Origin of the sequence: Sphingomonas sp. ID0503 (assembly GCF_048565625.1) — a bacterium.
Lineage (GTDB): Bacteria > Pseudomonadota > Alphaproteobacteria > Sphingomonadales > Sphingomonadaceae > JBLZUR01.
The window spans coordinates 1,551,329-1,576,692 of sequence record NZ_JBLZUR010000002.1 but is presented as its reverse complement, the minus strand read 5'-3'; the positions used below and the strand labels follow the sequence as shown (position 1 = coordinate 1,576,692).

The 25,364-nt window shown below is 65.2% G+C and carries 26 protein-coding genes and 1 pseudogene; 10 read left to right on the top strand and 17 right to left on the bottom strand.

What is annotated here, in order from left to right; all coding sequences use genetic code 11:
* Positions 1-27 precede the first annotated feature (27 nt).
* The 3 genes from ACM608_RS08705 to ACM608_RS08695 all read right to left on the bottom strand — a co-directional run bounded on the left by ACM608_RS08705 (position 28) and on the right by ACM608_RS08695 (position 3,087).
* The gene (locus tag ACM608_RS08705) at positions 28-636 is read right to left on the bottom strand and encodes a TetR/AcrR family transcriptional regulator (RefSeq protein WP_419682829.1); all 609 of its coding nucleotides are present in this window, start codon (positions 634-636) and stop codon (positions 28-30) included.
* Between the two features lie 44 nt (positions 637-680).
* On the bottom strand, positions 681-2,213 hold the full coding sequence (gene ubiB / locus ACM608_RS08700) for a 2-polyprenylphenol 6-hydroxylase (protein WP_419682828.1): 1,533 nt from the start codon (positions 2,211-2,213) through the stop codon (positions 681-683).
* Between the two features lie 142 nt (positions 2,214-2,355).
* On the bottom strand, positions 2,356-3,087 hold the full coding sequence (locus ACM608_RS08695) for a class I SAM-dependent methyltransferase (protein WP_419682827.1): 732 nt from the start codon (positions 3,085-3,087) through the stop codon (positions 2,356-2,358).
* A gap of 46 nt (positions 3,088-3,133) precedes the next feature.
* Here ACM608_RS08695 and mutM point away from each other — a divergent pair, with 46 nt between their 5' ends.
* The 3 genes from mutM (at position 3,134) to dnaA (ending at position 6,131) form a co-directional block, all read left to right on the top strand.
* Complete coding sequence (gene mutM / locus ACM608_RS08690) at positions 3,134-3,943, top strand: bifunctional DNA-formamidopyrimidine glycosylase/DNA-(apurinic or apyrimidinic site) lyase (protein WP_419682826.1); 810 nt, start codon at positions 3,134-3,136, stop codon at positions 3,941-3,943.
* A 96-nt stretch (positions 3,944-4,039) separates the two neighbouring features.
* Positions 4,040-4,303: a 30S ribosomal protein S20 gene (rpsT, locus tag ACM608_RS08685; RefSeq protein ID WP_419682825.1), complete on the top strand. Its 264-nt coding sequence runs from the start codon at positions 4,040-4,042 to the stop codon at positions 4,301-4,303.
* A gap of 418 nt (positions 4,304-4,721) precedes the next feature.
* A complete protein-coding gene (gene dnaA / locus ACM608_RS08680) occupies positions 4,722-6,131 on the top strand; it encodes a chromosomal replication initiator protein DnaA (protein ID WP_419682824.1) in 1,410 nt (469 codons plus the stop codon).
* A 101-nt stretch (positions 6,132-6,232) separates the two neighbouring features.
* On the opposite strand, the gene ACM608_RS08675 is transcribed toward dnaA, so the two are convergent.
* The 4 genes from ACM608_RS08675 to secB form a co-directional block, all read right to left on the bottom strand.
* Complete coding sequence (locus ACM608_RS08675; RefSeq protein ID WP_419682823.1) at positions 6,233-6,898, bottom strand: DUF4136 domain-containing protein; 666 nt, start codon at positions 6,896-6,898, stop codon at positions 6,233-6,235.
* Positions 6,899-7,156: 258 nt separating this feature from the next.
* A complete protein-coding gene (trpS, locus tag ACM608_RS08670; protein WP_419682822.1) occupies positions 7,157-8,167 on the bottom strand; it encodes a tryptophan--tRNA ligase in 1,011 nt (336 codons plus the stop codon).
* Between the two features lie 196 nt (positions 8,168-8,363).
* A complete protein-coding gene (gene murJ / locus ACM608_RS08665) occupies positions 8,364-9,926 on the bottom strand; it encodes a murein biosynthesis integral membrane protein MurJ (RefSeq protein ID WP_419682821.1) in 1,563 nt (520 codons plus the stop codon).
* 120 nt (positions 9,927-10,046) lie between these two features.
* Entirely contained in the window at positions 10,047-10,550 is a 504-nt protein-coding gene (secB, locus tag ACM608_RS08660) for a protein-export chaperone SecB (RefSeq protein ID WP_419682820.1), read from the bottom strand.
* Between the two features lie 172 nt (positions 10,551-10,722).
* On the opposite strand from secB, the gene ACM608_RS08655 reads away from it, so the two are divergent.
* From ACM608_RS08655 to ACM608_RS08645, 3 genes are read left to right on the top strand one after another with little or no spacing between them, the layout of a single operon-like run.
* On the top strand, positions 10,723-11,373 hold the full coding sequence (locus tag ACM608_RS08655) for a Tim44/TimA family putative adaptor protein (protein WP_419682819.1): 651 nt from the start codon (positions 10,723-10,725) through the stop codon (positions 11,371-11,373).
* A gap of 5 nt (positions 11,374-11,378) precedes the next feature.
* Complete coding sequence (locus tag ACM608_RS08650; RefSeq protein ID WP_419682818.1) at positions 11,379-12,611, top strand: murein transglycosylase A; 1,233 nt, start codon at positions 11,379-11,381, stop codon at positions 12,609-12,611.
* Positions 12,586-13,146 carry a Smr/MutS family protein gene (locus ACM608_RS08645; RefSeq protein WP_419682817.1) on the top strand — a complete coding sequence of 187 codons (561 nt, stop codon included), beginning with the start codon at positions 12,586-12,588 and terminating at the stop codon, positions 13,144-13,146. The genes ACM608_RS08650 and ACM608_RS08645 overlap by 26 nt, the downstream gene beginning before the upstream one ends.
* Positions 13,147-13,205: 59 nt before the next feature.
* On the opposite strand, the gene ACM608_RS08640 is transcribed toward ACM608_RS08645, so the two are convergent.
* Positions 13,206-13,679, bottom strand: a complete 474-nt coding sequence (locus tag ACM608_RS08640) for an Hsp20 family protein (RefSeq protein ID WP_419682816.1) — start codon at positions 13,677-13,679, stop codon at positions 13,206-13,208.
* 206 nt (positions 13,680-13,885) lie between these two features.
* Between ACM608_RS08640 and radA the strand changes: the two genes are divergently transcribed.
* Together radA and ACM608_RS08630 are read left to right on the top strand one after the other, a co-directional pair.
* Positions 13,886-15,259 (top strand): DNA repair protein RadA, encoded by a 1,374-nt coding sequence (gene radA / locus ACM608_RS08635; protein WP_419682815.1) that lies wholly within the window; start codon positions 13,886-13,888, stop codon positions 15,257-15,259.
* Positions 15,260-15,268: 9 nt separating this feature from the next.
* Positions 15,269-15,802 carry a CvpA family protein gene (locus ACM608_RS08630; protein WP_419682814.1) on the top strand — a complete coding sequence of 178 codons (534 nt, stop codon included), beginning with the start codon at positions 15,269-15,271 and terminating at the stop codon, positions 15,800-15,802.
* Here ACM608_RS08630 and ACM608_RS08625 read toward each other — a convergent pair.
* Entirely contained in the window at positions 15,782-15,913 is a 132-nt protein-coding gene (locus ACM608_RS08625) for a hypothetical protein (RefSeq protein ID WP_419682813.1), read from the bottom strand. The two genes, ACM608_RS08630 and ACM608_RS08625, sit on opposite strands and share 21 nt — an antisense overlap.
* Before the next feature lie 122 nt (positions 15,914-16,035).
* On the opposite strand from ACM608_RS08625, the gene ACM608_RS08620 reads away from it, so the two are divergent.
* A complete protein-coding gene (locus tag ACM608_RS08620) occupies positions 16,036-17,217 on the top strand; it encodes a thiolase family protein (RefSeq protein WP_419682812.1) in 1,182 nt (393 codons plus the stop codon).
* On the opposite strand, the gene ACM608_RS08615 is transcribed toward ACM608_RS08620, so the two are convergent.
* The 3 genes from ACM608_RS08615 to ACM608_RS08605 form a co-directional block, all read right to left on the bottom strand.
* Positions 17,214-17,621 carry a nuclear transport factor 2 family protein gene (locus ACM608_RS08615; RefSeq protein WP_419682811.1) on the bottom strand — a complete coding sequence of 136 codons (408 nt, stop codon included), beginning with the start codon at positions 17,619-17,621 and terminating at the stop codon, positions 17,214-17,216. The two genes, ACM608_RS08620 and ACM608_RS08615, sit on opposite strands and share 4 nt — an antisense overlap.
* Before the next feature lie 344 nt (positions 17,622-17,965).
* Positions 17,966-18,154: a hypothetical protein gene (locus tag ACM608_RS08610; RefSeq protein WP_419682810.1), complete on the bottom strand. Its 189-nt coding sequence runs from the start codon at positions 18,152-18,154 to the stop codon at positions 17,966-17,968.
* 334 nt (positions 18,155-18,488) lie between these two features.
* Positions 18,489-19,639 (bottom strand): IS3 family transposase gene (locus ACM608_RS08605; RefSeq protein WP_419681056.1). Its coding sequence is split into 2 segments (ribosomal slippage): positions 18,489-19,387 and positions 19,387-19,639, totalling 1,152 coding nucleotides; the frame shifts between segments, so codons are not numbered across the junction.
* A 63-nt stretch (positions 19,640-19,702) separates the two neighbouring features.
* On the opposite strand from ACM608_RS08605, the pseudogene ACM608_RS08600 reads away from it, so the two are divergent.
* Positions 19,703-20,041 (top strand): annotated as a pseudogene (locus tag ACM608_RS08600) (AAA family ATPase); the annotation flags it as partial.
* A gap of 39 nt (positions 20,042-20,080) precedes the next feature.
* Here the strand turns inward: ACM608_RS08600 and ACM608_RS08595 are convergent.
* The 5 genes from ACM608_RS08595 to metG form a co-directional block, all read right to left on the bottom strand.
* Positions 20,081-20,335 (bottom strand): hypothetical protein, encoded by a 255-nt coding sequence (locus ACM608_RS08595; protein ID WP_419682809.1) that lies wholly within the window; start codon positions 20,333-20,335, stop codon positions 20,081-20,083.
* Positions 20,336-20,700: 365 nt separating this feature from the next.
* Positions 20,701-22,125 (bottom strand): ISNCY family transposase, encoded by a 1,425-nt coding sequence (locus tag ACM608_RS08590; RefSeq protein ID WP_419682806.1) that lies wholly within the window; start codon positions 22,123-22,125, stop codon positions 20,701-20,703.
* A gap of 144 nt (positions 22,126-22,269) precedes the next feature.
* Positions 22,270-23,049, bottom strand: a complete 780-nt coding sequence (locus ACM608_RS08585; RefSeq protein WP_419682805.1) for an MBL fold metallo-hydrolase — start codon at positions 23,047-23,049, stop codon at positions 22,270-22,272.
* Entirely contained in the window at positions 23,046-23,822 is a 777-nt protein-coding gene (locus ACM608_RS08580) for a TatD family hydrolase (protein WP_419682804.1), read from the bottom strand. The genes ACM608_RS08585 and ACM608_RS08580 overlap by 4 nt, the downstream gene beginning before the upstream one ends.
* 3 nt (positions 23,823-23,825) lie before the next feature.
* A complete protein-coding gene (gene metG, locus ACM608_RS08575; RefSeq protein ID WP_419682803.1) occupies positions 23,826-25,349 on the bottom strand; it encodes a methionine--tRNA ligase in 1,524 nt (507 codons plus the stop codon).
* Positions 25,350-25,364: the final 15 nt, after the last annotated feature.

Sequence of the window (25,364 nt, the reverse complement as noted above, 5' to 3'; positions counted from 1 at the left end):
TCAATTGCTTTCTGTACCACCCGTTACTTATTTAGTCGGCCAGAGAGCGAGTGCGGTATCGACCAGGCTCTTCAGCTCGGCGGCCGAGGCACCCGCAGCAGCTTGTGCGTTCATCCCCTGAATGTTCGACAGAAGGTGCCGCGCGAGGCCCATCGGCTCGATGCCTTGCGGAAGCTCTCCTTCCGCCTTCGCCTGCTCGAACCGTGCGACGAGCGCGGCGGATGAGGAGGAGCGGCGCTCGATCACCGCGGCGCGGATCGACTCCGCCTCCGGTCCGCAGGTGATCGCCGACATCGCCATGCAGCCCTTCGGATCGCAATCATTGGTCTGCAGCGCCAAGGCACCGGTCAGAAGCCGCTCGGCAACGCCACGCAGGGTCGGGGCGCTCAAGGCGCTTGTCATATAGGCCAGCTTCTCGCGCTCGTAGAGATCGAGCGCCTTGTTGAAGAGCGCCTCCTTGTTGCCGAACGCAGCGTACAGACTGGGCTTGGTGATCCCCATCGCCTCAGTCAGGTCGGCCATTGAGGCGCCGTCATAACCGTGCTTCCAGAACACGCGGAGGGCAGCGGCGAGCGCGACATCGGTGTCGAACTCACGCGGGCGGCCTTTGGCCGGGATGGTGGCAGGCGCATTCATACCGAGCGGTATATAGGCATGTCGCGCCTGAAATCAAATCACAGCTAGAACAGGATAGCCCCGGCAACGCCGCCGACCACAGCGGCGATCATCGCTATCGTCACCTGCCAGCCCAGCGCACCTGCGCGCACCACCCGCACGGCGGGGAGCGGGGGCGGCGGAGGTGCAGCGCCCTCGGCCGGGAACCGTGCCTCGATCCGGCGGAGAAGATCGGGAAGGCCGATGAGGGCGCGGGCGCCGTCGCGCAGCCGCTCGGCCAGAAACGCCTCCGGACCCAGCTCGTCGCGCAGCCATTCGCGGACGAACGGCTCCGCCGTTTCCCACATGTTGATATCGGGATCGAGGTTGGTGGCGACCCCCTCCACCATCACCATCGTCTTCTGCAGGAGAAGGAGGTGCGGCTGCACCGGCATGTCGAAATCGCGCGTGATCGCGAACAGGCCGTCGAGCATTTGCCCGACCGAGATGTCCTTGACGGGGAGGCCGCGGATCGGCTCGCCGACGGCGCGCAGGGCCGTGGTGAACTCGGCGATGTTGTGGTGGGCAGGGACATACTGCGCCTCGAAATGGATCTCGGCGACGCGCGCGTAATTGCCGGTGATCAGGCCGTGGAGGATCTCCGCCAGCCAGAGCCGTGCCTGCCGATTGACCCGCCCCATGATGCCGAAGTCGATGGCGGCGAGATGGCCGTTCGGCCGCGCGAACAGGTTCCCCTGATGCAGATCGGCGTGGAAGAACCCGTCGCCAATAGACTGGCGGAGGAAGGCACGGACAAGACGGTGGGCCAGTTCGGTCGGATTGTGGCCGGCCGCGATCAACCGGTCGCGGCTCGACAGCTTGATGCCGTCGATCCATTCCATCGTCAGGACACGGCGCGCGGAGCGGGTCCAATCGATCGCCGGCACGTCGAACTCGGGCTCGGCCGCCATGTTCTCGGCCAGCTCGGACGCCGAAGCTCCCTCGCGCCGCAGGTCCAGCTCGCGCGCGGTCCATTGTTTAAAGGTAGCGATGACGAGGCGGGGGCGCAGGCGCGCGACCTCTCCGCCCAGCGTCTCCACATGTGCCGCCGCCCATTCATAGGTGTCGATGGCTTTCGCCATCTCCTCCTCCACGCCGGGGCGCAGCACCTTAACGGCTACCGACCGGCCGTCGGTCGTGACGGCGCGGTGGACCTGGGCGATCGAGGCCGCGCCGATCGGCACCGGATCGAAGCTGGCGAAGGCGACGTCCAGCGGGCGCTCCAGCGCCTGCTCCACGGCGGCGCGGATCGCTTCGAACGGGACCGGCGGCACGGCGTCCTGCAAGCGGAGGAGGTCGGCCGCTGCTTCCTCTCCGACCAGATCCGGCCGGGTGGCGAGCGCCTGACCGAGCTTGATCGCCGCAGGGCCGAGCGACTGGAACGCGTCGGCGTAGTTCGGTCGCTCCGGCACCCGCGCGCCGAAGCGGGCGATACGGAGGAGCCGCTTGACCTGTGTCGGCGCGAGCGGGTCGCGCTCAATGCCTCGCAAGGCGCCGTGGCGGGCGAGCGTGCGACCCCATTTCAGCAGGCGGAAGAGGTGGATGGCGGGAGAGGTCAAAAAATCCTCCCCGATCCGGGGAGGGGGACCGCCGCGCAGCGGTGGTGGAGGGGGCTCTCAGCCAGGAAGCCGGTGTGCTTGTTGCACGCCCCCTCCACCAGCTGCGCTGGTTCCCCTCCCCGTGCCGGGGAGGAATTGTTGGTCATATCTTCCAGCCGCTGTGGATGGCGACGAGTCCGCCGAGGATCGGCTCGACCCTGGTCTGCGTGAAGCCCGCCGCCTCCACCATCGCGCGGAACTTCGGCATCGGTGGGAAGCGGCGTATGGATTCGATAAGATAGCGGTAGCTCGCCTCGTCATCGGCGACGATCCGGCCGATCTGCGGCACCAGCTTGTGCGAATAGGCATCGTAGACGTCGGCGAAGCCCGGCCATTCGGTGGTCGAGAATTCCAGGCAGAAGAACCGCCCGCCGCGCTTGAGGACGCGGTGAGCCTCCGCCAGCGCCTTGTCGATATGCGTGACGTTCCGAATGCCGAACGCGATGGTGTAGGCGTCGAACGCGCGATCGGCGAAGCTCAGCGTCTCGGCGTTCTGCTCGGACCAAGTCAGCCCCTCGATCCCCTTCTTCGCCGCCCGCTCCATTCCGACGCCCAGCATCGCGGCATTGATGTCGCTGACCGTCACCCGCGCGCCATGCCGCGCCATGCGGAAGGCGATGTCGCCGGTGCCGCCCGCCATGTCGAGGATGACCTCGCCGGGGCGCGGCTTCACGCGGCGGACGAAGCGGTCCTTCCACAGCCGGTGCATGCCGCCCGACATGAAGTCGTTCATGACGTCGTACCGGCGTGCGACGTTACGGAACACCTCGCCCACGCGGGCGGTCTTCTCGGATGCGGCGATGTCTTCGTAGCCGAAGGAAACGGTGTCGGTCATGGGAGGGGCTGTAGCGTCCGGCGCGCCGCCGGGATAGGGGATCGGCATGCCCGAGCTTCCCGAAGTCGAGACCACGGTGCGCGGATTGCGGCCGGTGCTGGAGGGGGAGCGCCTCGTCTCGGTCGAACCGCGGCGTGCCGACCTGCGCCGCGCGATACCCGTCGATCTTCGCCAGCGGCTGACCGGCGCGGTGGTGACCGGTCTCAGCCGGCGCGCCAAATATGGTCTGATCGACACCAATCGTGGCGACACGATGATCTTCCATCTCGGCATGTCGGGCCGCTGGCGGATCGACCCGGCGGAGGTCGGCAAGCACGACCATCTCGTCATCGACACGGAGGCGCACCGGATCGCCCTCAACGATCCGCGCCGCTTCGGATCGGTGGATCTGGTGCACACGGAAGCGGTCGCCGCGTTCCCCGCCTTTCGCGCGCTCGGGCCGGAGCCGCTTGGGCCCGACCTCACCGCCGCGCATTTCAAGCGCGCCTTTGCCGGCCGCGTCGCCAATGTGAAGGTCATGCTGCTCGACCAGCGGATCGTCGCGGGCCTCGGCAACATCTATGTGTGCGAGGCTCTGCACATGGCCGGGATCGCACCGACGCGCGAAGCAGGGCGCATTTCGCTCGCGAGACTAGGGCGGCTGGTCGACGCCATACGTACCGTGCTGCTGTCGGCCATTGAGGCGGGCGGATCAACGCTGCGCGACTATGCGCGGCCGGATGGGGAACTGGGCTATTTCTCCAAGCAATTCCGCGTCTACGGGCGGGAAGGGGAGGCGTGCGATTGCGGCGCGCCGGTCCTGCGCCGGGTGGATGGCGGACGTTCCACCTTCCACTGCGGGAAATGCCAGCGATGACGTTGACGTGACAGGGTGTCCTGCGTATAGGCGCGGCCTCCCGGCACGGGGTGACCTTGTGCCGCCTACCCCTTTGAACACGACCGAGGACGAAGAATGGCGAACACGCCGCAAGCTAAGAAGCGTATCCGTCGCAACGCGCGCCGTACCGAGATCAACGGCAACCGCGTGAGCCGCATCCGCACCTTCGTGAAGAAGGTCGAGAGCGCGCTGGCGGCGGGCGACAAGAGCGCGGCCGTCGAAGCTCTCGCAGCAGCCCAGCCGGAAATGGCGCGCGGCGTTGCCAAGGGCGTCCTCCACAAGAACACCGTTGCCCGTAAGTTCGGCCGGCTGACCAAGGCGGTCTCCGCACTCGCCTGAACGACGGTTTCGTGACAGCCAAAAGGCCCGTCGGAGCGATCCGGCGGGCCTTTTCAGTTTTGTGACTATGCCGTTTCAACGCGCGTCTGGGCTTCGCGACGCAGCCCTTTGATTTCCCGTGATTCGGCAGCACTAGCTTAGATCGACATCGCAAATATCGCTTGTTTACAGTGGCTTGGTACGCTTCCGCCGAAAAATTCAACGTGGATCGTGTCAATGACCAATATTTCAGTCCGGCGACAAAAACGGCGTTGATCGGGGTCTTGGGCGCTTCGTACAACTCTCCCACCGGCGGACGCGAATCGGCTGGTCAGCGTGAAGTGTGACGGTTTGGCTGCGGCGGGGCGGGGGCTCTTCCGGGCGACGGGGCAGCTTTGTTTAATCAATTCCGGCCGTGGCCGGGGGGTAAGGACGGCGGATGCGGGCGAGCTTTGATCGTGCGGAACATTCCAGTGCTGCGACGGGCTCGCCCGCGGACGCCGCCTGGGAGATGATCCGCGCGGGGCTCCGCCGCGATTGCGGGGTCCGCACCTTCGACACCTGGCTGAAGTCGCTGCAGCTGGCGGACTGCGATCCCGATCTCGGGATGGTTCGCCTGACCCTGCCGTCGCAGTTCCTCATCAACTGGGTCGAATCGCACTTCCTCGATCGCCTGACGCAGGCTTGGCGCGCGATGATCCCGTCGATCAAGCAGGTCCGCATCGAGCTTGCGGATTCGAGCGCGCGGCCGGCGCTCTATGAAGCGGAGCCTGTCGCCGAGGTGCAGACCGACGAGCCGGTTGCGACCGATCCGGCGTTGCCCGGGGCCGCCGGTCTTGAGGCGCGCTACACCTTCGAGGCCTTCGTCGTCGGCAAGGCGAACGAGGTCGCCTACAACGCGGCGCGCACCCTGGCCGAGGGTGGCCGCGTTGCTTTCAACCCGCTGTTCCTCCACGGCCAGACCGGGCTCGGCAAGACGCACCTGATGCACGCGATCGGGCTGGAGCATCTGCGCCGCAATCCGAACGCCAATGTCGTCTACATGTCGGCCGAGAAGTTCATGTTCGAGTTCGTCTCGGCCATGCGCGCCAAGGATACGCTCTCGTTCAAGACCCGGCTGCGCTCGGCCGACCTGCTGATGATCGACGACGTGCAGTTCATCGCCGGCAAAGAATCGACGCAGGAAGAGTTCTTCCACACGATGAACGAGGTGATTTCGGCGGGGAAGCCGCTGGTCATCTCCGCCGACCGCAGCCCGCAGGATCTGGAGGGTGTCGAAAGCCGCATCCTTTCGCGCCTGTCCTGGGGCCTGGTCGCCGACGTCAATCCGGCCGACTTCGAGCTGCGCCTCAACATCATCTCCAAGAAGCTGGAGGCGATGCCCAACGTCGCCGTGCCGCCCGAGGTGGTGACCTTCCTCGCCAAGCGGATCAGCGCCAATGTGCGGGAGTTGGAGGGCGCGCTCCACCGCGTCGTCGCCTATGCGACCCTAACCGGCCGCACGATCGACATCGACTTCGCGACCACCACGCTTGCCGATCTGCTGCGCGCCAGCCAGCGGCGGATCACCATCGACGAGATCCAGCGAACCGTCGCCGACCATTACCGCATCCGCCAGGCCGAGATGACCTCCGCCCGCCGCGCACGCGAGGTCGCCCGCCCGCGTCAGGTCGCGATGTACCTGTCGAAGCAACTCACCCCGCGCTCACTGCCGGAGATCGGCCGCCGCTTCGGCGGACGCGATCACACCACGGTGATCCACGCCGTCCGGCAGATCGAGAAGCTGCGCCAGACCGACGCGGAGATGGACGCCGACGTCCGCCTGCTGATGCGCCGGCTGGAGGGGTAACTTTTTTGGTGTCACCCCGGACTTGATCCGGGGTCCTGCTTCTTGTTCGACCTGAGGCAGCGGGACCCCGGCTCAAGGCCGGGGTGACGGCTGTGTAAAACTTACCGCTTCTCGGGCGGCGGCACGGTGATGCGCACCGTCTCGCCCGAACGGCCGGGGAAGTTGGTGAACATCGCGTCGATCAGGTTCGGCACGAGGTGCGTCAGCTGGTCGTCGCGCGACATCGCCTTAGCATGGCCCTCGAACACGTTCTGGCCGTCGCCGGCGCGCTTGATCGTCATATCGAGGAAGCTGGTGTAGACGGTGTAGCTGCGCACGTCGGGATAGCCGCCGCCCCACATCCACGGATCGTTCCAGCCCCAGTAATAGCCGCGGCCTCCCCAGCCCCAGCCTCGGCCGCCCCAGCCGCCGTAGCCCCAGGGGCCGCCGCCCCAGCCCGGGCCGAAGCCGCCGGGCGTGGTAGTCACCTTCTCACGCCCGTTATCGACTCCATAGTCGATCATCACGACGAGGGTCGCGGCCTTGGGTGAGGCGGCGGGGCTGTAGCCCTGCGACTGCAGCCGCTGGCCGACGATCGCGGCGTACTGCGCGAATTCGAGGCTGCCGGCATCCTCGGGATGTTCCGGCTGGACGTAGAAGCTCTGGCCGACCGGCGCGGGCATCGCCTGGAAACGGGCGACATCGGCCTTGAACGAGGTGGCGCAGGCGGCCAGCGAAAGCAGCGCGGCGGGTGCCGCGACGGTCATGAATTTCTTGGTGAGGGACATCTAGGAACTCTCCGGACCCGACAGGTCTCGGACGGACCTGCCAGCACGATAAGTTATGGGCTTATCGAGCTTAATGGTGGTTGAACGCTTCGGGAACATAGCGGTTGCGCGGCAAGAATCATCCTCCCTACTCGCAGCGTGGGGAGGGGGACCGCCGGCAAAGCCGGTGGTGGAGGGGTCGGCGAAGCCGGTGCTTCGCGCCGCCCCTCCACCAGCTTCGCTGGTCCCCCTCCCCGAGCAAGCTCAGGGAGGATGAGGTCAGCGCTGCAATCCCAGCGCCTTGTACGCCTCCGACAGCGTCGGTGCCGCCACCTCGGCCGCCTTCGCCGCGCCCTTGTCCAACAGGCGGTCCAATTCGGCCGGATCGGCGGCCAGGCGGTCCAGCCGCTCCTTGATCGGGCGGAACGTCTCGACCAGCGCATCCGCCAGCACAGGCTTGAACGCGCCGAAGCCCTGGCCGGCATGTTCGACCAGCACCTCCGCGCTCGTGCGGCCCGTCACCGCGGCGAGGATCGCGACGAGGTTGCGCGCCTCCGGCCGCTCGGCGAGAGCGTCCGGCGTTTCCGGCAGCGGTTCGGCATCGGTCTTCGCCTTGCGGACCTTGGACGCGATCGTATCGATGTCGTCGGTCAGGTTGATCCGGCTCGCATCCGAGGGGTCGGACTTTGACATCTTGGCCGTGCCGTCGCGCAACGACATCACCCGTGCCGCCGCCGCGCCGATGATCGGCTCGGGAAGGGTGAACAGGTCGACCTTGTAGTCGGTGTTGAACTTGGTCGCGATGTCGCGGGCCAGTTCCAGATGCTGCTTCTGATCCTCGCCCACCGGCACGTGCGTCGCGTTGTAGACGAGGACGTCAGCCGCCTGCAGCACGGGATAGGCGTAGAGGCCGATAGACGCGCCCTCACGGTTCTTGCCCGACTTCTCCTTGAACTGCGTCATCCGGTTCAGCCAGCCGATCCGCGCCGTGCCGTTCAGCAGCCAGCAGAGTTCGGCATGGGCGGGCACGCGCGCCTGATTGAACAGCACCGAGCGATCGGTGTCGATTCCGCAGGCGATCAGCGCCGCCGCCATCTCGCGCGTGTTCCGGGCGAGCTGAGCCGGATCGATATAGACCGTGATCGCGTGGAGGTCGGCGAGGAAGAAGAAGCACCGATCGCCCTCGGCCAGCTCGTCCTGCATCTTCACCCAGCGCGCGATCGCGCCGAGATAATTGCCGAGATGCAGGTTGCCGGTGGGCTGAATGCCCGAAACGATGCGCTTTGCCATAAGGCGGGCTGTTGCGGAGGCGGGCGGTCCGGTCAAGCGGCGCGCAAGTTTCGCTGTCCTACAGCCGATGCCGCCGCGCATAGGCTGGTCGATGCAAGCCGCCTCGCGCCTCTTCCTGTCCGACGCCATGCGCGGGGTGGAAGTTGCGATGGCTTTGTTGTCGTTTTGCCGGAACTTTCGGAACCTTCGGCCTACCTCAGGCCCTCCGCCGCCGCAGGATCGCCTTCAGATCGGCCAGCCGGAACGCGCCAGTCAGGAAGCAGGCGACCGCGTAGACTGCAACCCCGCCGCCGACGAGTCCGGCGAGCGCCGCGATGCGGATCAACGCCGGGCCGCCGGTATAGGGCAGCAGCAGGAGGTCGAGGCCATAGACCGCCGCTCCCATGATGAGGGCTGCGACAGCAAGCCGAGGGATGCGGCGGCGGAGCTGCGCGTCCGCTTCGAAGTAGCCGCGCCGCTTCTGCTCGCGATAGAGCATGTAGACGTTGACGCAGGAGGAGAAGGCGGTCGCGAGCGGCGGCCCGACATGCGCGATCAGCGGGATCAGCACGATGTTCGCGGCGATGTTCACGCCGACGGACCAGGTGGCGTAGCGCACCGGCGTCCGCGTATCCTCCCGCGCGTAGAAGCCGGGGGTCAGCACCTTCACCATGACGTAGGCGGGCAAGCCGATCGAGAAGGCGCTGAGCGCCCAGGCCGAGTTGGCGGTGTCCGTGGCGGTGAACGCGCCATGTTCGAACAGCCCGCGCACGATCGGCTCGGACGCGACGATGAAGGCGACGGTGGCGGGCAGGGTGAGGAACAGCGCCAGCTCGATGCCCCGGTTCTGCGTCTCCATCGCTTCGGCGATCTTGCCGGTCGAAAGCAGGCGAGAGATCGTCGGCAGGAGCACGGTGCCGAGACCGATGCCGATCAGCCCGAGCGGCAGCTGGTTCAGCCGGTCAGCATAGTAGATGTAGGAAATCGCCCCTGGATTGAGCAGCCGCCCCGCGAGCGCGGTCGAGATCAGGAGGTTGATCTGCACCGCGCCCGCCCCGGCGGCGGCGGGCAGGATCAGGCGGAGAAGCTGCTTTACATCCGCGTCGAGGCGGGGGGCGCGCAGCCGCAGGCTTACCCCGGCCGCGCGGCAGGCGACCATAAGCCAGACGAGCTGAAACAGGCCGCCGAGCGTCACCGAGATCGCCTGTACACGCGCGGTCTCATAGGGATCGTCGCCGTGGAAGAACCACAGCCCGGCGATCATCGCGATGTTGAGGAGGGCGGGCGCAAAGGCGTTCACCCAGAAGCGGTCGAGCGAGTTGAGGATGCCGCCGAGCAGCGACACCAGCGAGATCAGCGCCAGATAGGGGATGGTGATCCGCGACAGGAGGACGGCGAAGGCGAACTGTTCCGGCGTCGGATCCTTGAACCCGCCGGACAGCGCCCAGGTGAGCGGGTACGCCGCGATCAGCATCGCGGCGGTGAAGACGACGAGGATCGGGAACAACACCGCCAATGCCTGTTCGGCGAAGCGGATGCCGGCGGAGACCTCGCCCGTCTCCCCGACCTTGCGGTTGAACATCGGGATGAACGCGGCGGAGAACGCCCCCTCCGCAAACAGAGCGCGAAACATGTTGGGCAGACGAAAGGCGACCAGGAAGGCGTCCGACGCGAACCCCGCGCCGACGAACGTTGCTTGCAACGAGTCGCGGACGAGGGCGAGCACCCGGCTGACAAGGGTAAGGCCGCCGATCGTGGCGGTCTTGCGGAGGAGGGTCATGCCCCGATGTTCCGTCCTCCGTCATCCTGACGAAAGTCAGGATCCATTCGCGCTCCTCTTATTATAGAAGCGAGCGCGAATGGATGCTGAATCAAGTTCAGCATGACGGATCAGGTATGCTCAAGCTTGGCCGATATCGCCGGGATTGCCCTGCGCCTGCGCCTGCTGCTGCATGTACAGCGCGCCGAAGTCGATCGGCTCAAGGAGGAGCGGCGGGAAGTTGCCGTCGCGCACCGAATCCGAAACGACGCGGCGGGCGAAGGGGAAGAGAAGCCGGGGCGCTTCGGCGAAGAGGAACGGCTGGAGCTGCTCCTCCGGCACGTTGCGGATGCCGAACAGGCCGGCGAAGAGCAGGTCGACACGGAAGGCGGTCTGGCCGCCGCCGGTCGCGTGGATGTCGATCTTTAGCTGAACCTCGTAGACGTCCTCGCCCGCGACCTGTGACGCGATGTTGAAGTTGACGTTGATCTCCGGCTGCGTCTGCCACTGGTAGACGGCGGGCGCGTTCGGGTTCTCGAAGGACAGATCCTTCACGTACTGCGCGATCAGCGCGACCTGCGGTTGATCGGTCACCTCGCTGCCGGGCACCTGATCCAGATCGAAGGTGCCATCCTGTTCGGCCATCGTTCACATCCCGTCATAGAAGGGGCATTGTCGCCCCGTTTCCGCCCGCGCCTAGCAGCGCGGAAGGGGCAGGGCAACGCACCGCACGGGCGGCGGACCATATGGCCGGGCAGGGCGTTTGAAAGATTCGTGTCATGGGCCTATGTTGGCCTGCGAAGATAAAGGGATTGCGGTGGTCACGATCATTCTCCTGGCGATGGTTGCCGGCTTCGTCGCCCTCCGGCTCTACAGCGTGCTGGGCAAACGCACGGGGCACGAGCAGCCGATCGCCAAGCCGTTGGAAGGCGCGGCGCGTCCTGTAACGGCGCTGCGCCCGACGCAGGCCGCGCTCAACGACGGCGCTCCGGTCGTGGACGCTGCCGTTGGTGAGAGTGCTGCGGCCGGCGTCCGGCAGATCGCCGCCGCCGATCCGACGTTCAATCCCGCCGCCTTCCTGGAAGGTGCGCGTTCCGCCTACGGCATGATCCTCGCAGCCTTCTGGAAGGGCGATGAGAAGGAGCTCGCGCAACTCGCCGATGCCGAGGTGGCGAGCGCGTTCCGTGAGGCCATCGCCGGTCGCAAGGAAGCCGGGCTGGTTCTGGAGAACCGGCTGATCTCGATCGAGCGCGCGCAGATCGAGCGTGCCGAGCTCGATGGCCAGACCGCGCATGTCACCGTCCGCTTCAAGGCCGACATTGCCGCCGTCACGCGTAATGCGGAGGGCGAGGTCGTCGCTGGCTCCTTGAGCGACGCCGTCGTCACCGATGACGTGTGGACGTTCAGCCGCAACATCCGCGCTGCCGACCCGAACTGGATCCTGACCGAGACCGACGAGGCGGCGTGACCTCGATGCGTAGCGTCGCGGCCGCCTTTGCCGCGCTTCTGCTTGCCGGTTGCGTGGGGCGAGCGGTCCCGCCGCCGACCGTGGCGGTCGCTCCCGCGCCGCCGCCTGTCGCCGTCACGCCGCCCAAGCCGATCGCGCCGCCGACGACCGCCGTAGCGCTCGGCGTCAAGGCCGGCCCCTCGCTTGCCAGCTTCGACCTCGAGCCGATCCGCGCCGCCCCCGCGCTCCGCGCGTTTCGCCTGACCTGCCCGGCCTTGATGCGGCGCGAGGACAGTAGCGGCCTGACCCGGCGCGGCGACTGGGATTCGGTTTGCAGCGCGGCCAAGGCCTGGCCCGACGGCGACGCTCCCGCCTTCTTCTCCAGCCACTTCCGCCCGGTCGTCGTGGGTGAGGGCAGGGCCTTCGCCACCGGCTATTACGAGCCGGAGATAGCCGGATCGAAGGAGAAGGCACCCGGCTATGACACGCCGGTCTACGCGCGTCCCGACGACCTGATCGAGGCCGATCTTGGCCAGTTCTCGCCCGACCTCAAGGGCCGCAGGATTCGCGGCAAGGTAAAAGACGGCAAGCTCATCCCCTATCCCGATCGCAAGGCGATCGACGAGGGCGCGCTCAAGGGCAAGAAGCTGGAGATCGGCTATGCCGCCGATCCGATCGAGTTCTTCTTCCTGCAGATCCAGGGCTCGGGCCGGCTCAGGCTCGCCGATGGCTCGATCATGCGGATCGGCTATGATGGGCAGAACGGCCGCGAATATGTCGGCATCGGTTCGCTGATGAAGAAGCGCGGCCTGTTCCAGCCGGGGCAGGCGCAATCGATGCAGGGCATCATGGCCTGGCTGCGCGCCAACCCCGAACAGGGCCGCGCGCTGATGAACGAGAATAAAAGCTTCGTGTTCTTCAAGGTGCTGACCGGCGCCGGGCCGCTGGGCGCGATGAACCAGCCGGTGGCGGGCCGCGTCAGCTGTGCCGTCGATCCGAAGTTCGTGCCGCTCGGCGCTCCCGTTTGGCTCGCTGTAGACCGCGTGGAGGCGACAGGCCTGTGGGTCGCGCAGGATACCGGCGGTGCGATCAAGGGCGCGAACCGCTTCGACACCTTCTGGGGTGCGGGCACCTACGCGCGGGTGCTTGCCGGGGGCATGTCGGGCCGAGGCCAGGCCTACATCCTGCTCCCGAAGGCGGCGGCGGAGCGGCTGACCGGCGCGGGGGCGGCTCATGGCGGGGCGACGGCTCGATCCTGACGAACAGGCGCTCTGGCGCCGCGTGACCGACAGCGTTCGCCCGCTTGTGAAGCGGGTGGCGTTGGCACCGTCCGTTACGACAGAAGTTCGTTCGTCCCGAGCGAAGTCGAGGGACGGGCAGCAAACGCCAGTTGTCGTCACGCGTACCTCGCCATCCCTAGGCACGAGTGGGAAGATCGCCAAGCCGGGCGAGACTCTCGATGCCTCCTGGGACCGCCGGCTCTCACGCGGTCTCGTCGCCCCTGATATTTCGATCGACCTCCACGGCCACACCCTCGCCAGCGCTCACGCGCTTCTGGAGTCCAGCCTGTCGCGCGCTGTCGCTGAAGAGGCGCGGCTGATCCTATTGGTAACCGGCAAGCCGCCGGTCGAGCGTCATGACGCGCTCGGCCCGCGACGCGGCGCGATCCGCGCGGCGGTGGGCGACTGGTTGGCCGGCTCTGCATACGCGTCCCGGATCGCCGCCGTGCGCAACGCCCATCCGCGCCACGGCGGGCAGGGGGCGCTCTACATCGTGCTGAGGCGGCGAAGATGACAAAAAGGGCCGGCCCGCTTGGCGCAGGCCGGCCCCTCAGCATTCGTCAGGCGTAATGCTTACGCGGCCTGACGAACCTCGCCCTCAATCGCAGCGGGCTGCACATGGGCACTGCCGCCGATCTCGATCTTGCGGGGCTTCTTGTGCTCCGGCACCTCGCGGACCAGCGCGATGTTGAGCAGGCCGTGCTCGTAGCTGGCACCCGTCACCTTGATGACGTCGGCAAGCTGGAAGCGACGCTCGAACGCGCGCTTCGCGATCCCACGGTGGAGGAACTGACGCTCGCCCGTGTCGGTCTCGTCGGCGCCCTGTCCGGTGACGATCAGGACGTTGTCCTGCACCGTGACGTCGATCTCGTCCTGCGAGAAGCCGGCCACCGCCATGGAGATGCGGTACTCGCCGTCATTCAGCTTCTCAATGTTGTACGGGGGATAGGCGTCGCCCTCGCCACGCGTCGCGAAATCGACCAAGCGGTTCAGGTTCTCGAACCCGATGGAGGAGCGGAGGAGGGGGGCAAAATCCAAAGTACGCATAGCTCAAACCCTTTCAGCGAATGAGGTTGTTTGCGGCCCGCGGACATCCGCCGGACCGTGCCGGCCAGCCCCGAAGCGACTGACCCTGGCACGCGGAAAGATGGGAATAGTACAGGCAGTTTCAAGGGTATGGTCATCCGAACTACGTCAGATTGCTTTTTCCAGGCTCTCAGCTATGTTCCCTCTCTGTTCACTCGGAGTGCGACATGGCCAAGGCTCAAAAACGCTATGTCTGCCAGGCCTGCGGCGGGGTCTCGCATCGGTGGCAGGGGCAATGTGCCGACTGTGCCGAATGGAACACGATGGTTGAGGAGGCGGGCGTGCTCCTGACCCCGTTCGCGCAGAAGCATCACCTGCGCAGCGGCGGCCAGTCGGTGTCACTAGTGGCCCTTGATGCCGAGGTCGAGCTGCCCGCACGCCTCCCGACCGGCATTGCCGAGTTCGACCGCGCGCTGGGCGGCGGCTTTGTCGCGGGATCGGCGACGCTGATCGGTGGCGATCCGGGCATCGGCAAGTCGACGCTCCTCCTTCAGGCCGCGGCGAAGCTGGCGAATCGCGGTTTGCCGGTCGCCTATATCTCCGGCGAGGAGGCCGCCGATCAGGTGCGGTTGCGCGCGCGGCGGCTCGGCCTGGGGAAGGCGCCCGTCCAGCTGGCGGCGGCGACTTCGGTGCGCGACATCCTGACGACCTTGGAGGCGGGGCCTCCGCCCGCGCTGCTCGTCATCGACTCGATCCAGACCATGCACTCGGACCTGATCGAAGGCGCGCCCGGCACCGTCAGCCAGGTCCGCGCCTCGTCTCAGGAGCTGATCCGCTTCGCCAAGGAACGCGGGACGGCGCTTGTCCTCGTGGGCCATGTCACCAAGGACGGGTCGATCGCTGGCCCGCGCGTGCTCGAACATATGGTCGACACCGTGCTCGCCTTCGAAGGGGAGCGCAGCCACCAGTATCGCATCCTTCGCGCGATCAAGAACCGCTTCGGCGGCACCGATGAGATCGGCGTCTTTGCGATGGCCGAGGGCGGGCTGGGGGAGGTGACCAACCCGTCGGCTTTGTTCCTGACCAGCCGCGACGAAAGCGTGGCGGGGGCGACCGTCTTCCCGGCGCTGGAGGGCACGCGGCCCGTGCTGGTCGAAATCCAGGCGCTCACCGTGCGCCTGGCGAGCGGTGCCACGCCCCGACGGGCGGTCGTCGGCTGGGACAGCGGACGGCTGGCGATGATCCTCGCCGTTCTGGAGGCGCGCTGCGGCCTCAGCTTCTCCTCGGCCGAGGTCTATCTGAACGTCGCCGGCGGATACCGGATTTCCGATCCTGCGGCGGACCTGGCGGTGGCGACTGCCCTCGTCTCGGCGCTCGCCGAGCGTCCAGTGCCGACCGACTGCGTGGCTTTCGGAGAGGTCGCGCTTTCCGGCGAAATCCGCCCGGTCGCCCATGCCGAGCTGCGCCTAAAGGAGGCAGGCAAGCTCGGTTTCGAGCGCGCACTGCTGCCCGCGTCGGCCAAGGCGGCGGGGAAGGGGATGCGCGCGTCGGGCTTCGCCACGCTCGTCGCGCTCGTTGACCATCTGCTGGGGCGTGGCTAGCCAGCTGGCATGACCGCGCTCGACATCATCGTCATTCTGCTTGTCGGCGGATTGGGTGTCTTCGGTGCGCTGCGTGGGTTCACCAGCGAGGTGCTGTCGATCCTCACCTGGATCGCGATCATCTTCGCTCTGAAGCTCGGACATGCGCCGGTCAGCGCGCTGCTCGCCGGCCCGATCGGCAGCGCGGGTGGGGCGAGTGTCGCGGCCTTCGCCCTGATCGGGGGTGTGGTCTGGATCCTTGGCAAGGTCGCCGCGTCATCGATCGGCGGAACGGCGAAGCGGTCGGTGCTCGGGCCGGTGGACCGCTTCCTCGGTTTCGGCTTCGGCGCGGTGAAGGGGCTGATCGTCGCGAGCCTCGGCTACCTGCTGTTCAACTTGGCGTACGACACGGTCTACGGCGCGCAAGCAGATCGGCCCGAATGGCTGGCGACATCCCGCACATATCCGCTCCTGCGCGCCAGCAGCCGCGCCATCGTCGATTTCGTCGAGGCGCGACGGCGGAGTGGGGAGCGGAAAGCCTCGTCAGGCGAAGTTGGCGCCTGAAGGCTCGCCTTCATCCTCGATCTTCTCAGCCTCTTCTTCCGTCGACGTATTGCCGACGGGCAACTCCATATCGTGTTCGTCAACGGTTTCGCGCGGGTCGGGTCCTGGCATGACGCCCTCCTTCGATTACCGCGCCTTCAACGAACGCGGCCGCCGCAAGGTCCGAAGGATTGGTTTTCGGCGCAAATATGCCCATCTGTGGCACAACTGATTCGAGATGAAGGAAGATCGTGATGGCCGGTGAATCGATCGTGGTGGCATCCTACGCACGCACGCCGATGGGGGCGTTTCAGGGTTCGCTGTCAGCCCTTAGCGCTACGGATCTCGGTGCCGCGGCGATCCGCGCTGCGGTGGAGAGGGCGGGGCTCGAACCCGTCGCCGTCGATCAGGTCTATATGGGCTGCGTCCTGCCGGCAGGGCTCGGCCAGTCGCCGGCGCGCCAGGCTTCGCTGGGCGCAGGGTTGCCCGATTCGGTTCCGGTCGCGACGATCAACAAGGTGTGCGGATCGGGGATGCAGGCGACGATGATGGCCTTCGACCAGCTCGCGCTGGGTGAGGCGGATGTGGTGGTGGCGGGCGGCATGGAGAGCATGACCGGCGCGCCCTATCTGCTGCCGAAGCATCGCGGCGGGGCGCGGATCGGCCATGACGTCGTCAAGGACTCGATGATGCTCGATGGGCTGGAAGACGCCTATACCGGCAAGGCGATGGGCCTTTTCGCCGAGGATGCCGCTCGCGACTATCAGCTAACCCGCGAGGCGCAGGACGAATACGCGCTGGCCAGCCTGTCGCGCGCCAATCAGGCCATCGGCGAAGGCGCCTTCGCGCGTGAGGTGGTGCCGGTGACTGTCTCGGGTCGCGGCGGCGATGTCACCGTCGAGGTCGATGAGCAGCCGGGTAAGGCGCGACCCGAAAAGATCCCGACGCTGAGGCCCGCCTTCGTGAAGGACGGTACGGTGACGGCGGCCAACGCCTCCTCGATCTCGGACGGAGCCGCGGCTTTGGTCCTGACCCGCGCAGATGTCGCGGCGGAGAGGGGGCTCACCCCGATCGCGCGCATTGTCGCCAAGGCGCAGCATAGCCAGGCGCCCGAGAAGTTCACCTCCGCGCCGGTGCCGGCGATCCGCAAGGTTCTCGACAAGGCGGGCTGGACGCTGGACGACGTCGATCTGTTCGAGATCAACGAGGCGTTCGCGGTCGTGCCGATGATCGTGATGAAGGAACTCGGCATTTCGCACGACAAGGTGAACGTGAACGGCGGCGCCTGCGCGCTCGGCCATCCGATCGGCGCGTCGGGGGCGCGGATCATCGCCACGCTTATCGCTGCGCTCGAGACCCGTGGCCTCAAGAAGGGCGTCGCCGCGATCTGCATCGGTGGCGGTGAGGGCACCGCCGTGGCACTTGAGCTGGTCTAGGCGTTGGGCCGCATGGTGATGCCGAGCCCTTCCTCAGCGGTTCGCAGGTCGAGATAGTCGCGCCACTGCGCTATCTTGCCCTCGCGCATTTCCATGACGCCGGTCACTGGCAGGGGCACGCTGACGTTCGGGTCGGCGGCCGACGTCAGGTAGTCGACGCGTTCGGTGAAGATCGTCGGACCGCGTGAGGCGATGCAGAGGGTCTCGATGCGCACGCCAAATGCCGAGAAGATGCCTTCCATATAGGCCCTGATCTCGGCCAACCCACGACGCGGCGGCAGCGGCATGTCGATATAGCTGGCATCGTCGGTGAAGTGGCCGAGCAGCGCATCCACGTCGCCGCGCTCCCAAAGGTCGAGGAATTCCAGAACGACCTTCTCGTCTTCGGTGCGGGGTGTCGCCACGCCTCCGTCCTCCTGTATCGGCCACGCGGCCCAGATGGGTTGTCCCATCGTTACGCATAGCTGGCGGTAGGCGGACGGACTGCCTATATGGCCATAGGCCGCCGCTATGGTCGCGCTATTCCGAATGTCGGGGGGTTGCCGAGGCCCTACGCGACCATACTCCCCGATCATAGAGAACTTGTTAGCGCAGGTTCTAAAAGAGACATTTTGCGCAAATTCGAAGGGAGACTCCCTCACCGCATCTCCCGAAGGTGTCATGCCGCCGCCGCCGCGCGGATCAAAGCGCTGGCGGCGGCGGCGGCATGACGCCGGCCCAGTGGTAGAGGAATAGACGCTTAAGCCTGTCACAGGATTGGATCTTCCTCCCGCAGCACGATCCGACCTGCAGAGAAGTCGATGTGCTGGAATGCCGCGTTCGCCCGCTGGAGGTCGATTGCTGAGATACGACCCTCCGCGAGAGCATCGTCATCAGCACTGCGCAAGCAGGCTTTAGCGCTGAGTCGATCTCTGACGTTGAAGGTATCTTTCTTCATCATTCCCGCTCCGTGATGCAGAATTCGGACGCTGGCACGACCTTCATAGCAATCGGCGCTACAGCACCGCTTCCGCCGACACCTTCGGCGTTTTCGGGCGGGAAGGCTACACGATAGCTGAAGCGGTTTGACCGGCATGGCCAGCAACTTGACCTCCTACTCAGGGTCTCCGCCCGAGCATTTTTCCCGTTGAGGAATGTGCTCCGAAGGGACCTTCTGCGCTCCAGAGGGCAACGCGGATAGCCTTTTCGCTCAGGTGAAGAAGAGGCACATAGGGTCTCCGGACTGGTCACCACTATCCGAGATAATGACGTGCTCCCCTGATTGTTACCATTCAGAGGTAGAGTCCGGCTCCTTCATGATGGTTGGTTGAGTGTATGACAACCTGTCTGGGGGCATGCCCCCAGACAGGTTCGCCGGCTTTCTCGGCGGGTGTTCTCCCGCCCAGTTTCGAGTGCGGCCTGACGTGATTGTAGTCGTGCCGCCAAGCGTCGAGCACGAAGCGGGCATGGGCCAGCGACGTGAACAGCGTCTCATTGAGGCATTCGTCGCGCAGACGGCCGTTGAAGCTCTCGACGAAGCCGTTCTGCATCGGCTTGCCCGGGGCGATGTAGTGCCACTCGACCCGCCGCTCCTGCGACCAGCGCAGAATGGCCGACGACGTCAGCTCGGTGCCGTTGTCGCTGACCACCGTATGCGGCTTGCCGCGCATACCGATGAGCCGCGTCAGTTCCCGCGCTACCCGTACGCCCGACAGCGACGTGTCAGCCACCAGCGCCAGGCATTCCCGCGTGTAGTCGTCGACCACGCACAGGATGCGGAACCGACGGCTGCACGTCAGGGTGTCGGAGACGAAGTCCAGCGACCAGCGCTGGTTCGGCCCATCCGGCAGCACCATCGGCGCCCGGGTGCCCAAGGCGCGCTTGCGACCACCGCGGCGTCGGACTCGCAGGTTCTCCTCGCGGTATATCCGCAGCAGCTTCTTGTGGTTGGGCGTCATGCCTTCTCGCGCCAGCAGATAGCCCAGGCGCCGGTAGCCGAACCGGCGCCGCTCCCCTGCCAACTCGCGCAGTCGTTGCCGTAGAGGACCGTCATCTGGCCGTGACGACCGATACCGGATCACCCCGCGGCTCACGCCGACCAGGTTGCACGCCCGACGCTCGCTCAGCCCGTGATGCTCACGAGCATGGGCGACAGCGTCCCGCTTAGCGCCGGGCGTCACCATTTTTTTGAGGCCAGATCCTTCAGCACGACGTTGTCGAGCATCGCCTCAGCCAGCAGCTTCTTCAACCGGCTGTTCTCTTCCTCAAGCGTGCGCAGGCGCCGGGCCTCGGACACCTCCAGGCCGCCATACTTCGACTTCCACTTGTAGAACGTCGCCGCGCTGATCCCGTGGCGACGACACACATCCGCCGTCGCCATGCCCGCTTCCTGCTCCTTCAAGATCGCGATGATCTGCTCTTCGCTGAACCTGCTGCGCTTCATCTTCGTCCGACTCCTTCGCGTCGGACTCTACTCAAAATCGGTCACATTTCAGGGGAGCACGTCATCGACACTGACGACAACCGCCCCCTCGTCATCGATCAGCCGGAAGAGAATCTCGATCCGCGCTCGATTTTCGTCGAGTTGGTCGAGCGCTTCCGATCGGCAAAGCAACGCCGCCAGATCATCATCGTGACGCACAACGCCAACCTCATCGTTAACACAGATGCCGATCAGGTGATCGTGGCGACGTGCGGCCCGCATCGTCCCGGCCAGCTTCCAGAAATCGGCTACCTCTCTGGCGGGCTGGAAGACCCAACCATTCGCGAGAGCGTGTGCAGCATCCTCGAAGGTGGCGAGGAGGCGTTTCGCGAGCGCGCCAAGCGACTGCGCGTTGCGTTATGATCGCAAGGGTGTGCCACGTGGCACACCCTCCACACGGCCCTAGAACCATTGCCCATGGATGACCGCGCTAAACTCAATGGCGAGGCTGACGGTGCCGGCGACCAGCGCGAACAGCGCGAGCGGCGCCAAGATGCCAAGGCGGTGTTTGCCGGTGTCGGTGATGGCGATGCCCGCCCCGATCGCGACCGCGAGGATCAGCGCCGGCCCCGGTTCATAGATGACTGGGCCGGGGGAGGCGGTTGGGAAGCAGGTGAGGCGAATTGCAAATGACGCGACCGGCCAGGACACCGCCAATAAAAAGGGATAGCGTTATGCCCCAACGACCGATCGAGCCGGCGGCGGAAGCACCGCGCTTAAGCATTGGAGCGGTTTCCCGCACAAGCTACGCCCGTCCGCGAGGGCGGCCCGCTGTGGCCTAGTTCGATCGTTATTCGCATGGGCGGAAACCCGGTGACGGGGTTCCGCGGAGTAGAGCGCGCGCCGAAGGCAACTGCTTGATCATCCCTACGTTGCATCCCTGCGGCACCTGTGCCCTGCGAACGGCAAGGTGACGCATCGCCTCATAGTCGACGCCCCAAAGTCCTGCCCACCTCGCTGCGGCTTTCTGCATCAAGTCGCCGATCAGCTGGGGCGTGGATACGAAGACCGCGGCATGATCGTCATTTGCGCCGAGCCGGTTCGATGATGACGATGGGATGACGACCAAGAGGCGTTCGGGGACGGCCGTTAAATTTTTTCCGAACCGAGGCGGAAGCACCCTGGAGCGACTTGCTCCTAAGGTCAGAAGGGTCGGAAAACTGCTTTCGGAAACCTGCGAGCACGTGACCGTTTCGTTGGAAGTGATGCGGCTCGGTGCCACTTATCGCCTTTGCAAGCACGAACGCTGCGCCGAGCTGCTTATGATCGAGGACCTCAGGAGTGCCCGGCACTCGACGAATCTTGTCGAAGGTCTTGTAGGGGAGGGGGACCTCGTCGAAAATGATCTCAACGTCGCCCTCAAGCGGGACGGCCACGGTGACCCGCTTGCCGATCGCCTTACGACTGATCTCCGATTCATCTAACACATACCTAATTTTGTTAAACGACACGGTCAGGTCTTTGAAAACCTTACGTTCGACCGTGTAGGTCATCAGAGAGCTGAGATCGAGGTTCGGCGCTGGCCCATGCGCGTTCACGTCGCTTCGCGGTTGACGCGCAAATTTCTCGTTGTGAATCCGACGATACTCATCGAGGAAACGGTTGCCTTCCTCCATCGTAGAGATGGAGCGTAGCCGCATCTCCTTGATCAGACGATTCTGAAGGGTGCGGTTTGCTCGCTCAACCCGACCTTTCGCTTGCGGCGTTTTGGCACAGATTGTCTGAATAGCGAGCCGGGAACACGCACGCGCGAACTGCGTCTGTCCTCGCTCTCCTTCAGCGGTTAAGTTTGGGACGCGGAAGATCGCGTGGCGATCCGAGAACAACGCTTTAGGAACGCCGAAACGTTCAATGTATATTTTCAGACACCACATGTAGTTGTACGAAGTTTCGTGCTCTACAAACTGAAGGTGTTTGAGTTCACTCGTGGCATCATCAATGAACACGATCAAACAACATTCGTCACCACGCTTTTCGAACCAACGATGATATGATCCATCGACTTGGACCAGTTCCCCTCGGCAGGGTCGAGGCTCTCTGGGTGAGTAAATCTTTGGCTCGCGGCTTCTGCGATCGGTCCAGAGGCCGTCTTCCTTCATCCATTGGCGCAGTGTCTCTGCTGTGACCTTCTCACGATGACGTTCAAGAAGTTTTTCGGCTGCCAGTGTCGGCCCGAAGTCAGAGTAATGCTCGCGCACGAGCTTCATGATTCGCTCACGGTCCCTTTCGGAACGAGCGCGATTTCTATTGCCGTACTTCTTTGAAACCAAGCCTGCTTCGCCCTCGTGGCGATAGCGATCGATGAGCCGGTACATATAGGCCCGGGCGACACCAAGGGATGCCTGGAGGTCCTTAGCAGTGATCGTCCCATCGATGTAGGCTTGTATCGCCTTACCTGTATAGGAACCAGACCCGTCATCTACGACCGGCTCGACAGCATCCTTCATCGCCGAACTCCTTGTGACAGCCCAGGAAGGCTGCTCAGGGCAGGAGTCTCCTTTCGAACTTGCGAAAGTGTCTCCTGTCGAACCGGTGCTTACAGAGAACTCGAGTACGATAATATACATTATGTAAGTCTTGGATGGTAGAACTTAAGCCTCTAGGACCAGACCGTCATACCCAGGCTCAACCCCACCCGGCAGTTCAGCGAGCAGCGTCGCGTAGTCCATCGACCAGTCCATATGGACAAGCACAGTGCGCTTCACGTTCAACTCGGCACGCCAGCGTAGCGCATCGGCGAGAGTTGGATGGGTCGGGTGCGGTTCGCGCCGCAGGGCATCGACGATCCAGATGTCGAGACCCTCGTAAAGCGTCCGCATCTCCGCCGTCATCTCGTTGAAGTCGGTCGCATATCCGATCCGCTTGTCGTTCTGTTCGAACACCAATCCTGCGGCGGTTATACGCCCGTGCGGCTGATCGATGACGTGGATCGCAAGATCGCCGATCACCAAACGGTCGGGCAGCTCGGCGATCGCCACTGTCGCCGGGTAGCCGCCACGGCCCTCGAACACATAGCCGAAGCGCTGCTTCAGGCCCGCGATCGTCGCGGCACGCGCATAGCCTGGCACTTCGCTCCCGCGCAGCTGATAGACCTGTCGCAGGTCGTCGATGCCGTTGCAGTGGTCAGCGTGATCGTGCGTCCATATGACGGCATCCAGATGGCCGACGCGCGCAGCCAGCAGTTGCTCACGCATGTCGGGTGCGGTGTCGATCAGGACGCTGGCCGCCTTCGTCCTGACCAAGATGGACGCGCGCCGCCGCCTGTTGCGCGGCTCCGCCGGGTCGCACGAACCCCATTCACCCTGGCCATCGTTCCCGCCGATGCGCGGCACGCCGGAAGACGTGCCGCAGCCGAGAATCGTAACCTTCACGCAGTGACCTTGTCGAACAAACGCAGGAAGTTGGCTGTCGTCGTTTCGGCCAGTTCGGAAGGATCGACCCCGCGCAGCGCCGCCAGGAAGCGTGCCGTGTCCGCGACAAAGGCCGGCTCACAGGCCCGTCCGCGATGTGGGACAGGCGCGAGGAATGGTGAATCCGTCTCGACCAGCAGGCGATCGGCCGGGATCTCCTTCGCTGTCTCCTGAAGGTCCTTCGCGTTCTTGAACGTTACGATCCCGGAGAGCGAGATGTAGAAGCCGAGATCGAGCGCGATGTCGGCGAACTCGCGGCTTGCGGTGAAGCAGTGGATAACCCCCGGGAAGGCCCCCTTCCCCATTTCGTCGCGCAGGATTTCGGCGGTGTCTTCCTCCGCATCGCGCGTGTGGACGATCAGCGGCAGGCCCGTTTCCCGCGCTGCAGCGATGTGGGTGCGGAAGCTCTGGCGCTGCCGGTCGCGATCGGACTTGTCGTAGTAGAAATCGAGCCCCGTTTCCCCGATCCCGACGACCCGGGAATGCGTCGCGCGGGCAAGCAGCTTGTCGAGATCGACGTCGGGATGCTGGTCCGCCTCATGCGGGTGGATGCCGATGGAGGCCCAGACATCCGCCTCCCGCTCCGCGACGGCGACCACCGCGTCCCACTCGCTCTCACGCGTCGAGATGTTGAGCATCCTGCCCACACCCGCCGCCCGCGCGCGGGCGAGCGCGCCCGCCTGATCCTCGATCAGGCCGGGATAAATCAGATGACAGTGGCTATCGACCAGCATGATTCAGGCCGCGCCTTCAAATGCCAAGCGCGGGAATACCCCTTGAGGTGCAGGGAGTTCTATGCCGCTCCTCAGCGCCGTTCCGAGCGCGACGAAGTCCCGTGCCTCGGGTCCCTGCGCCAGCTGATCGAGCAGCTTGCCCGCCGCCGCCGGGATCGCCCAGCTGGTAAGAATCGCGAGCACCCGCACCGCCTCCGCGGTCCAGTAGAGCACCGCATCGGCCGCTGCCGGGTCGGTCTTGCGCAGCGACCAGGGTGCTGCGTCGGCGAAGTAGCGGTTCGCCTCGGCTACGCCCTCCCAGATTACTTCCAACGCGCGATGCGGTGCCAGATCCGCCATCGCGGCCTTCACATCGGAGAGCCGGTCGGCAAGGTTTAACGGGTCGGCTGTCGAACCCGGCGACGGCACCACACCGCCGCAGTTCTTGGCGATCATCGACAGGCTGCGCTGGGCGAGATTGCCGAGGCTGTTGGCAAGATCGGCGTTCGCCCGTGTGACGATCGCCTCGTCGCTGTAGCTCCCGTCCTGACCGAAGGAGACCTCCCGCAGCAGGAAGTAGCGCAGCTGATCGACGCCGAACGCCTCGGCCAGAGCCAACGGATCGGCGACGTTGCCGACCGACTTCGACATCTTCTCGCCGCGGTTGAGCAGGAAGCCGTGGCCGAACACCTTCTTCGGCAGCGGCAGCTTCGCCGACATCAGGAAGGCGGGCCAGTAGACCGCGTGAAAGCGGACGATGTCCTTGCCGATGACGTGGAGATCGGCCGGCCAGAACTTCTCGTAAGTTTCGGTATCATTAGGATAACCGACCCCGGTGAGATAGTTGGTCAGCGCATCAACCCAGACGTACATGACATGGCCATCGGCACCCGGCACCGGCACGCCCCAGTCGAAGCTAGTCCGCGATACGGAAAGGTCGGAAAGGCCACCCTTCACAAACGAGATCACCTCGTTGCGGCGACTCTCCGGCTGTATGAAGCCGGGTGTGGCCTCGTAATGCGTCAGCAGACGATCAGCGAAGGCCGAAAGGCGGAAGAACCAGCTTTCCTCGACCGTCCACTCGACCGGCGTCCCCTGCGGCGAAAGCTTCGCGCCGCCTTCCCCTTCGGTCAGTTCCTTCTCATCGTAGAAGGCCTCGTCACGGACCGAGTACCAGCCTTCATACCGTCCCTGGTACAAGTCACCGGCGTCGACCATCGCCTGCCAGAGCGCCTGGCTGGCGGCATAATGGGCGGGCTCCGTCGTGCGGATGAAGCGATCGTTCGAGATGTTGAGAACGCGCACCATCTCCTGAAAATACCCCGACATTTCGTCGGCAAGGACACGCGGCTCCACTCCCTGCTTACGGGCGGTCTGCGCCATTTTCAGCCCGTGCTCATCGGTTCCGGTCATGAAGAACACGTCGCGTCCGTCGAGGCGCTGGAAGCGGGCGATCGCATCGGCGGCGATCACCTCATAGGCATGGCCGACATGCGGACGGCCGTTCGGATAGCTGATCGCGGTGGTGATATAATAGGGTTCGGCCATGACCCGGCCGGTCTA

Bases quoted from the DNA above. Each gene is read 5' to 3' on its own strand.
- ACM608_RS08705 (WP_419682829.1), bottom strand. From the start codon at position 636: ATGAATGCGCCTGCCACCATCCCGGCCAAAGGCCGCCCGCGTGAGTTC.
- ACM608_RS08695 (WP_419682827.1), bottom strand. From the start codon at position 3,087: ATGACCGACACCGTTTCCTTCGGCTACGAAGACATCGCCGCATCCGAG.
- mutM (WP_419682826.1), top strand. From the start codon at position 3,134: ATGCCCGAGCTTCCCGAAGTCGAGACCACGGTGCGCGGATTGCGGCCG.
- rpsT (WP_419682825.1), top strand. From the start codon at position 4,040: ATGGCGAACACGCCGCAAGCTAAGAAGCGTATCCGTCGCAACGCGCGC.
- dnaA (WP_419682824.1), top strand. From the start codon at position 4,722: ATGCGGGCGAGCTTTGATCGTGCGGAACATTCCAGTGCTGCGACGGGC.
- ACM608_RS08675 (WP_419682823.1), bottom strand. From the start codon at position 6,898: ATGTCCCTCACCAAGAAATTCATGACCGTCGCGGCACCCGCCGCGCTG.
- trpS (WP_419682822.1), bottom strand. From the start codon at position 8,167: ATGGCAAAGCGCATCGTTTCGGGCATTCAGCCCACCGGCAACCTGCAT.
- murJ (WP_419682821.1), bottom strand. From the start codon at position 9,926: ATGACCCTCCTCCGCAAGACCGCCACGATCGGCGGCCTTACCCTTGTC.
- secB (WP_419682820.1), bottom strand. From the start codon at position 10,550: ATGGCCGAACAGGATGGCACCTTCGATCTGGATCAGGTGCCCGGCAGC.
- ACM608_RS08650 (WP_419682818.1), top strand. From the start codon at position 11,379: ATGCGTAGCGTCGCGGCCGCCTTTGCCGCGCTTCTGCTTGCCGGTTGC.
- ACM608_RS08645 (WP_419682817.1), top strand. From the start codon at position 12,586: ATGGCGGGGCGACGGCTCGATCCTGACGAACAGGCGCTCTGGCGCCGC.
- ACM608_RS08640 (WP_419682816.1), bottom strand. From the start codon at position 13,679: ATGCGTACTTTGGATTTTGCCCCCCTCCTCCGCTCCTCCATCGGGTTC.
- radA (WP_419682815.1), top strand. From the start codon at position 13,886: ATGGCCAAGGCTCAAAAACGCTATGTCTGCCAGGCCTGCGGCGGGGTC.
- ACM608_RS08630 (WP_419682814.1), top strand. From the start codon at position 15,269: ATGACCGCGCTCGACATCATCGTCATTCTGCTTGTCGGCGGATTGGGT.
- ACM608_RS08625 (WP_419682813.1), bottom strand. From the start codon at position 15,913: ATGCCAGGACCCGACCCGCGCGAAACCGTTGACGAACACGATATGGAG.
- ACM608_RS08620 (WP_419682812.1), top strand. From the start codon at position 16,036: ATGGCCGGTGAATCGATCGTGGTGGCATCCTACGCACGCACGCCGATG.
- ACM608_RS08610 (WP_419682810.1), bottom strand. From the start codon at position 18,154: ATGAAGAAAGATACCTTCAACGTCAGAGATCGACTCAGCGCTAAAGCC.
- ACM608_RS08590 (WP_419682806.1), bottom strand. From the start codon at position 22,125: ATGAAGGATGCTGTCGAGCCGGTCGTAGATGACGGGTCTGGTTCCTAT.
- ACM608_RS08580 (WP_419682804.1), bottom strand. From the start codon at position 23,822: ATGCTGGTCGATAGCCACTGTCATCTGATTTATCCCGGCCTGATCGAG.
- metG (WP_419682803.1), bottom strand. From the start codon at position 25,349: ATGGCCGAACCCTATTATATCACCACCGCGATCAGCTATCCGAACGGC.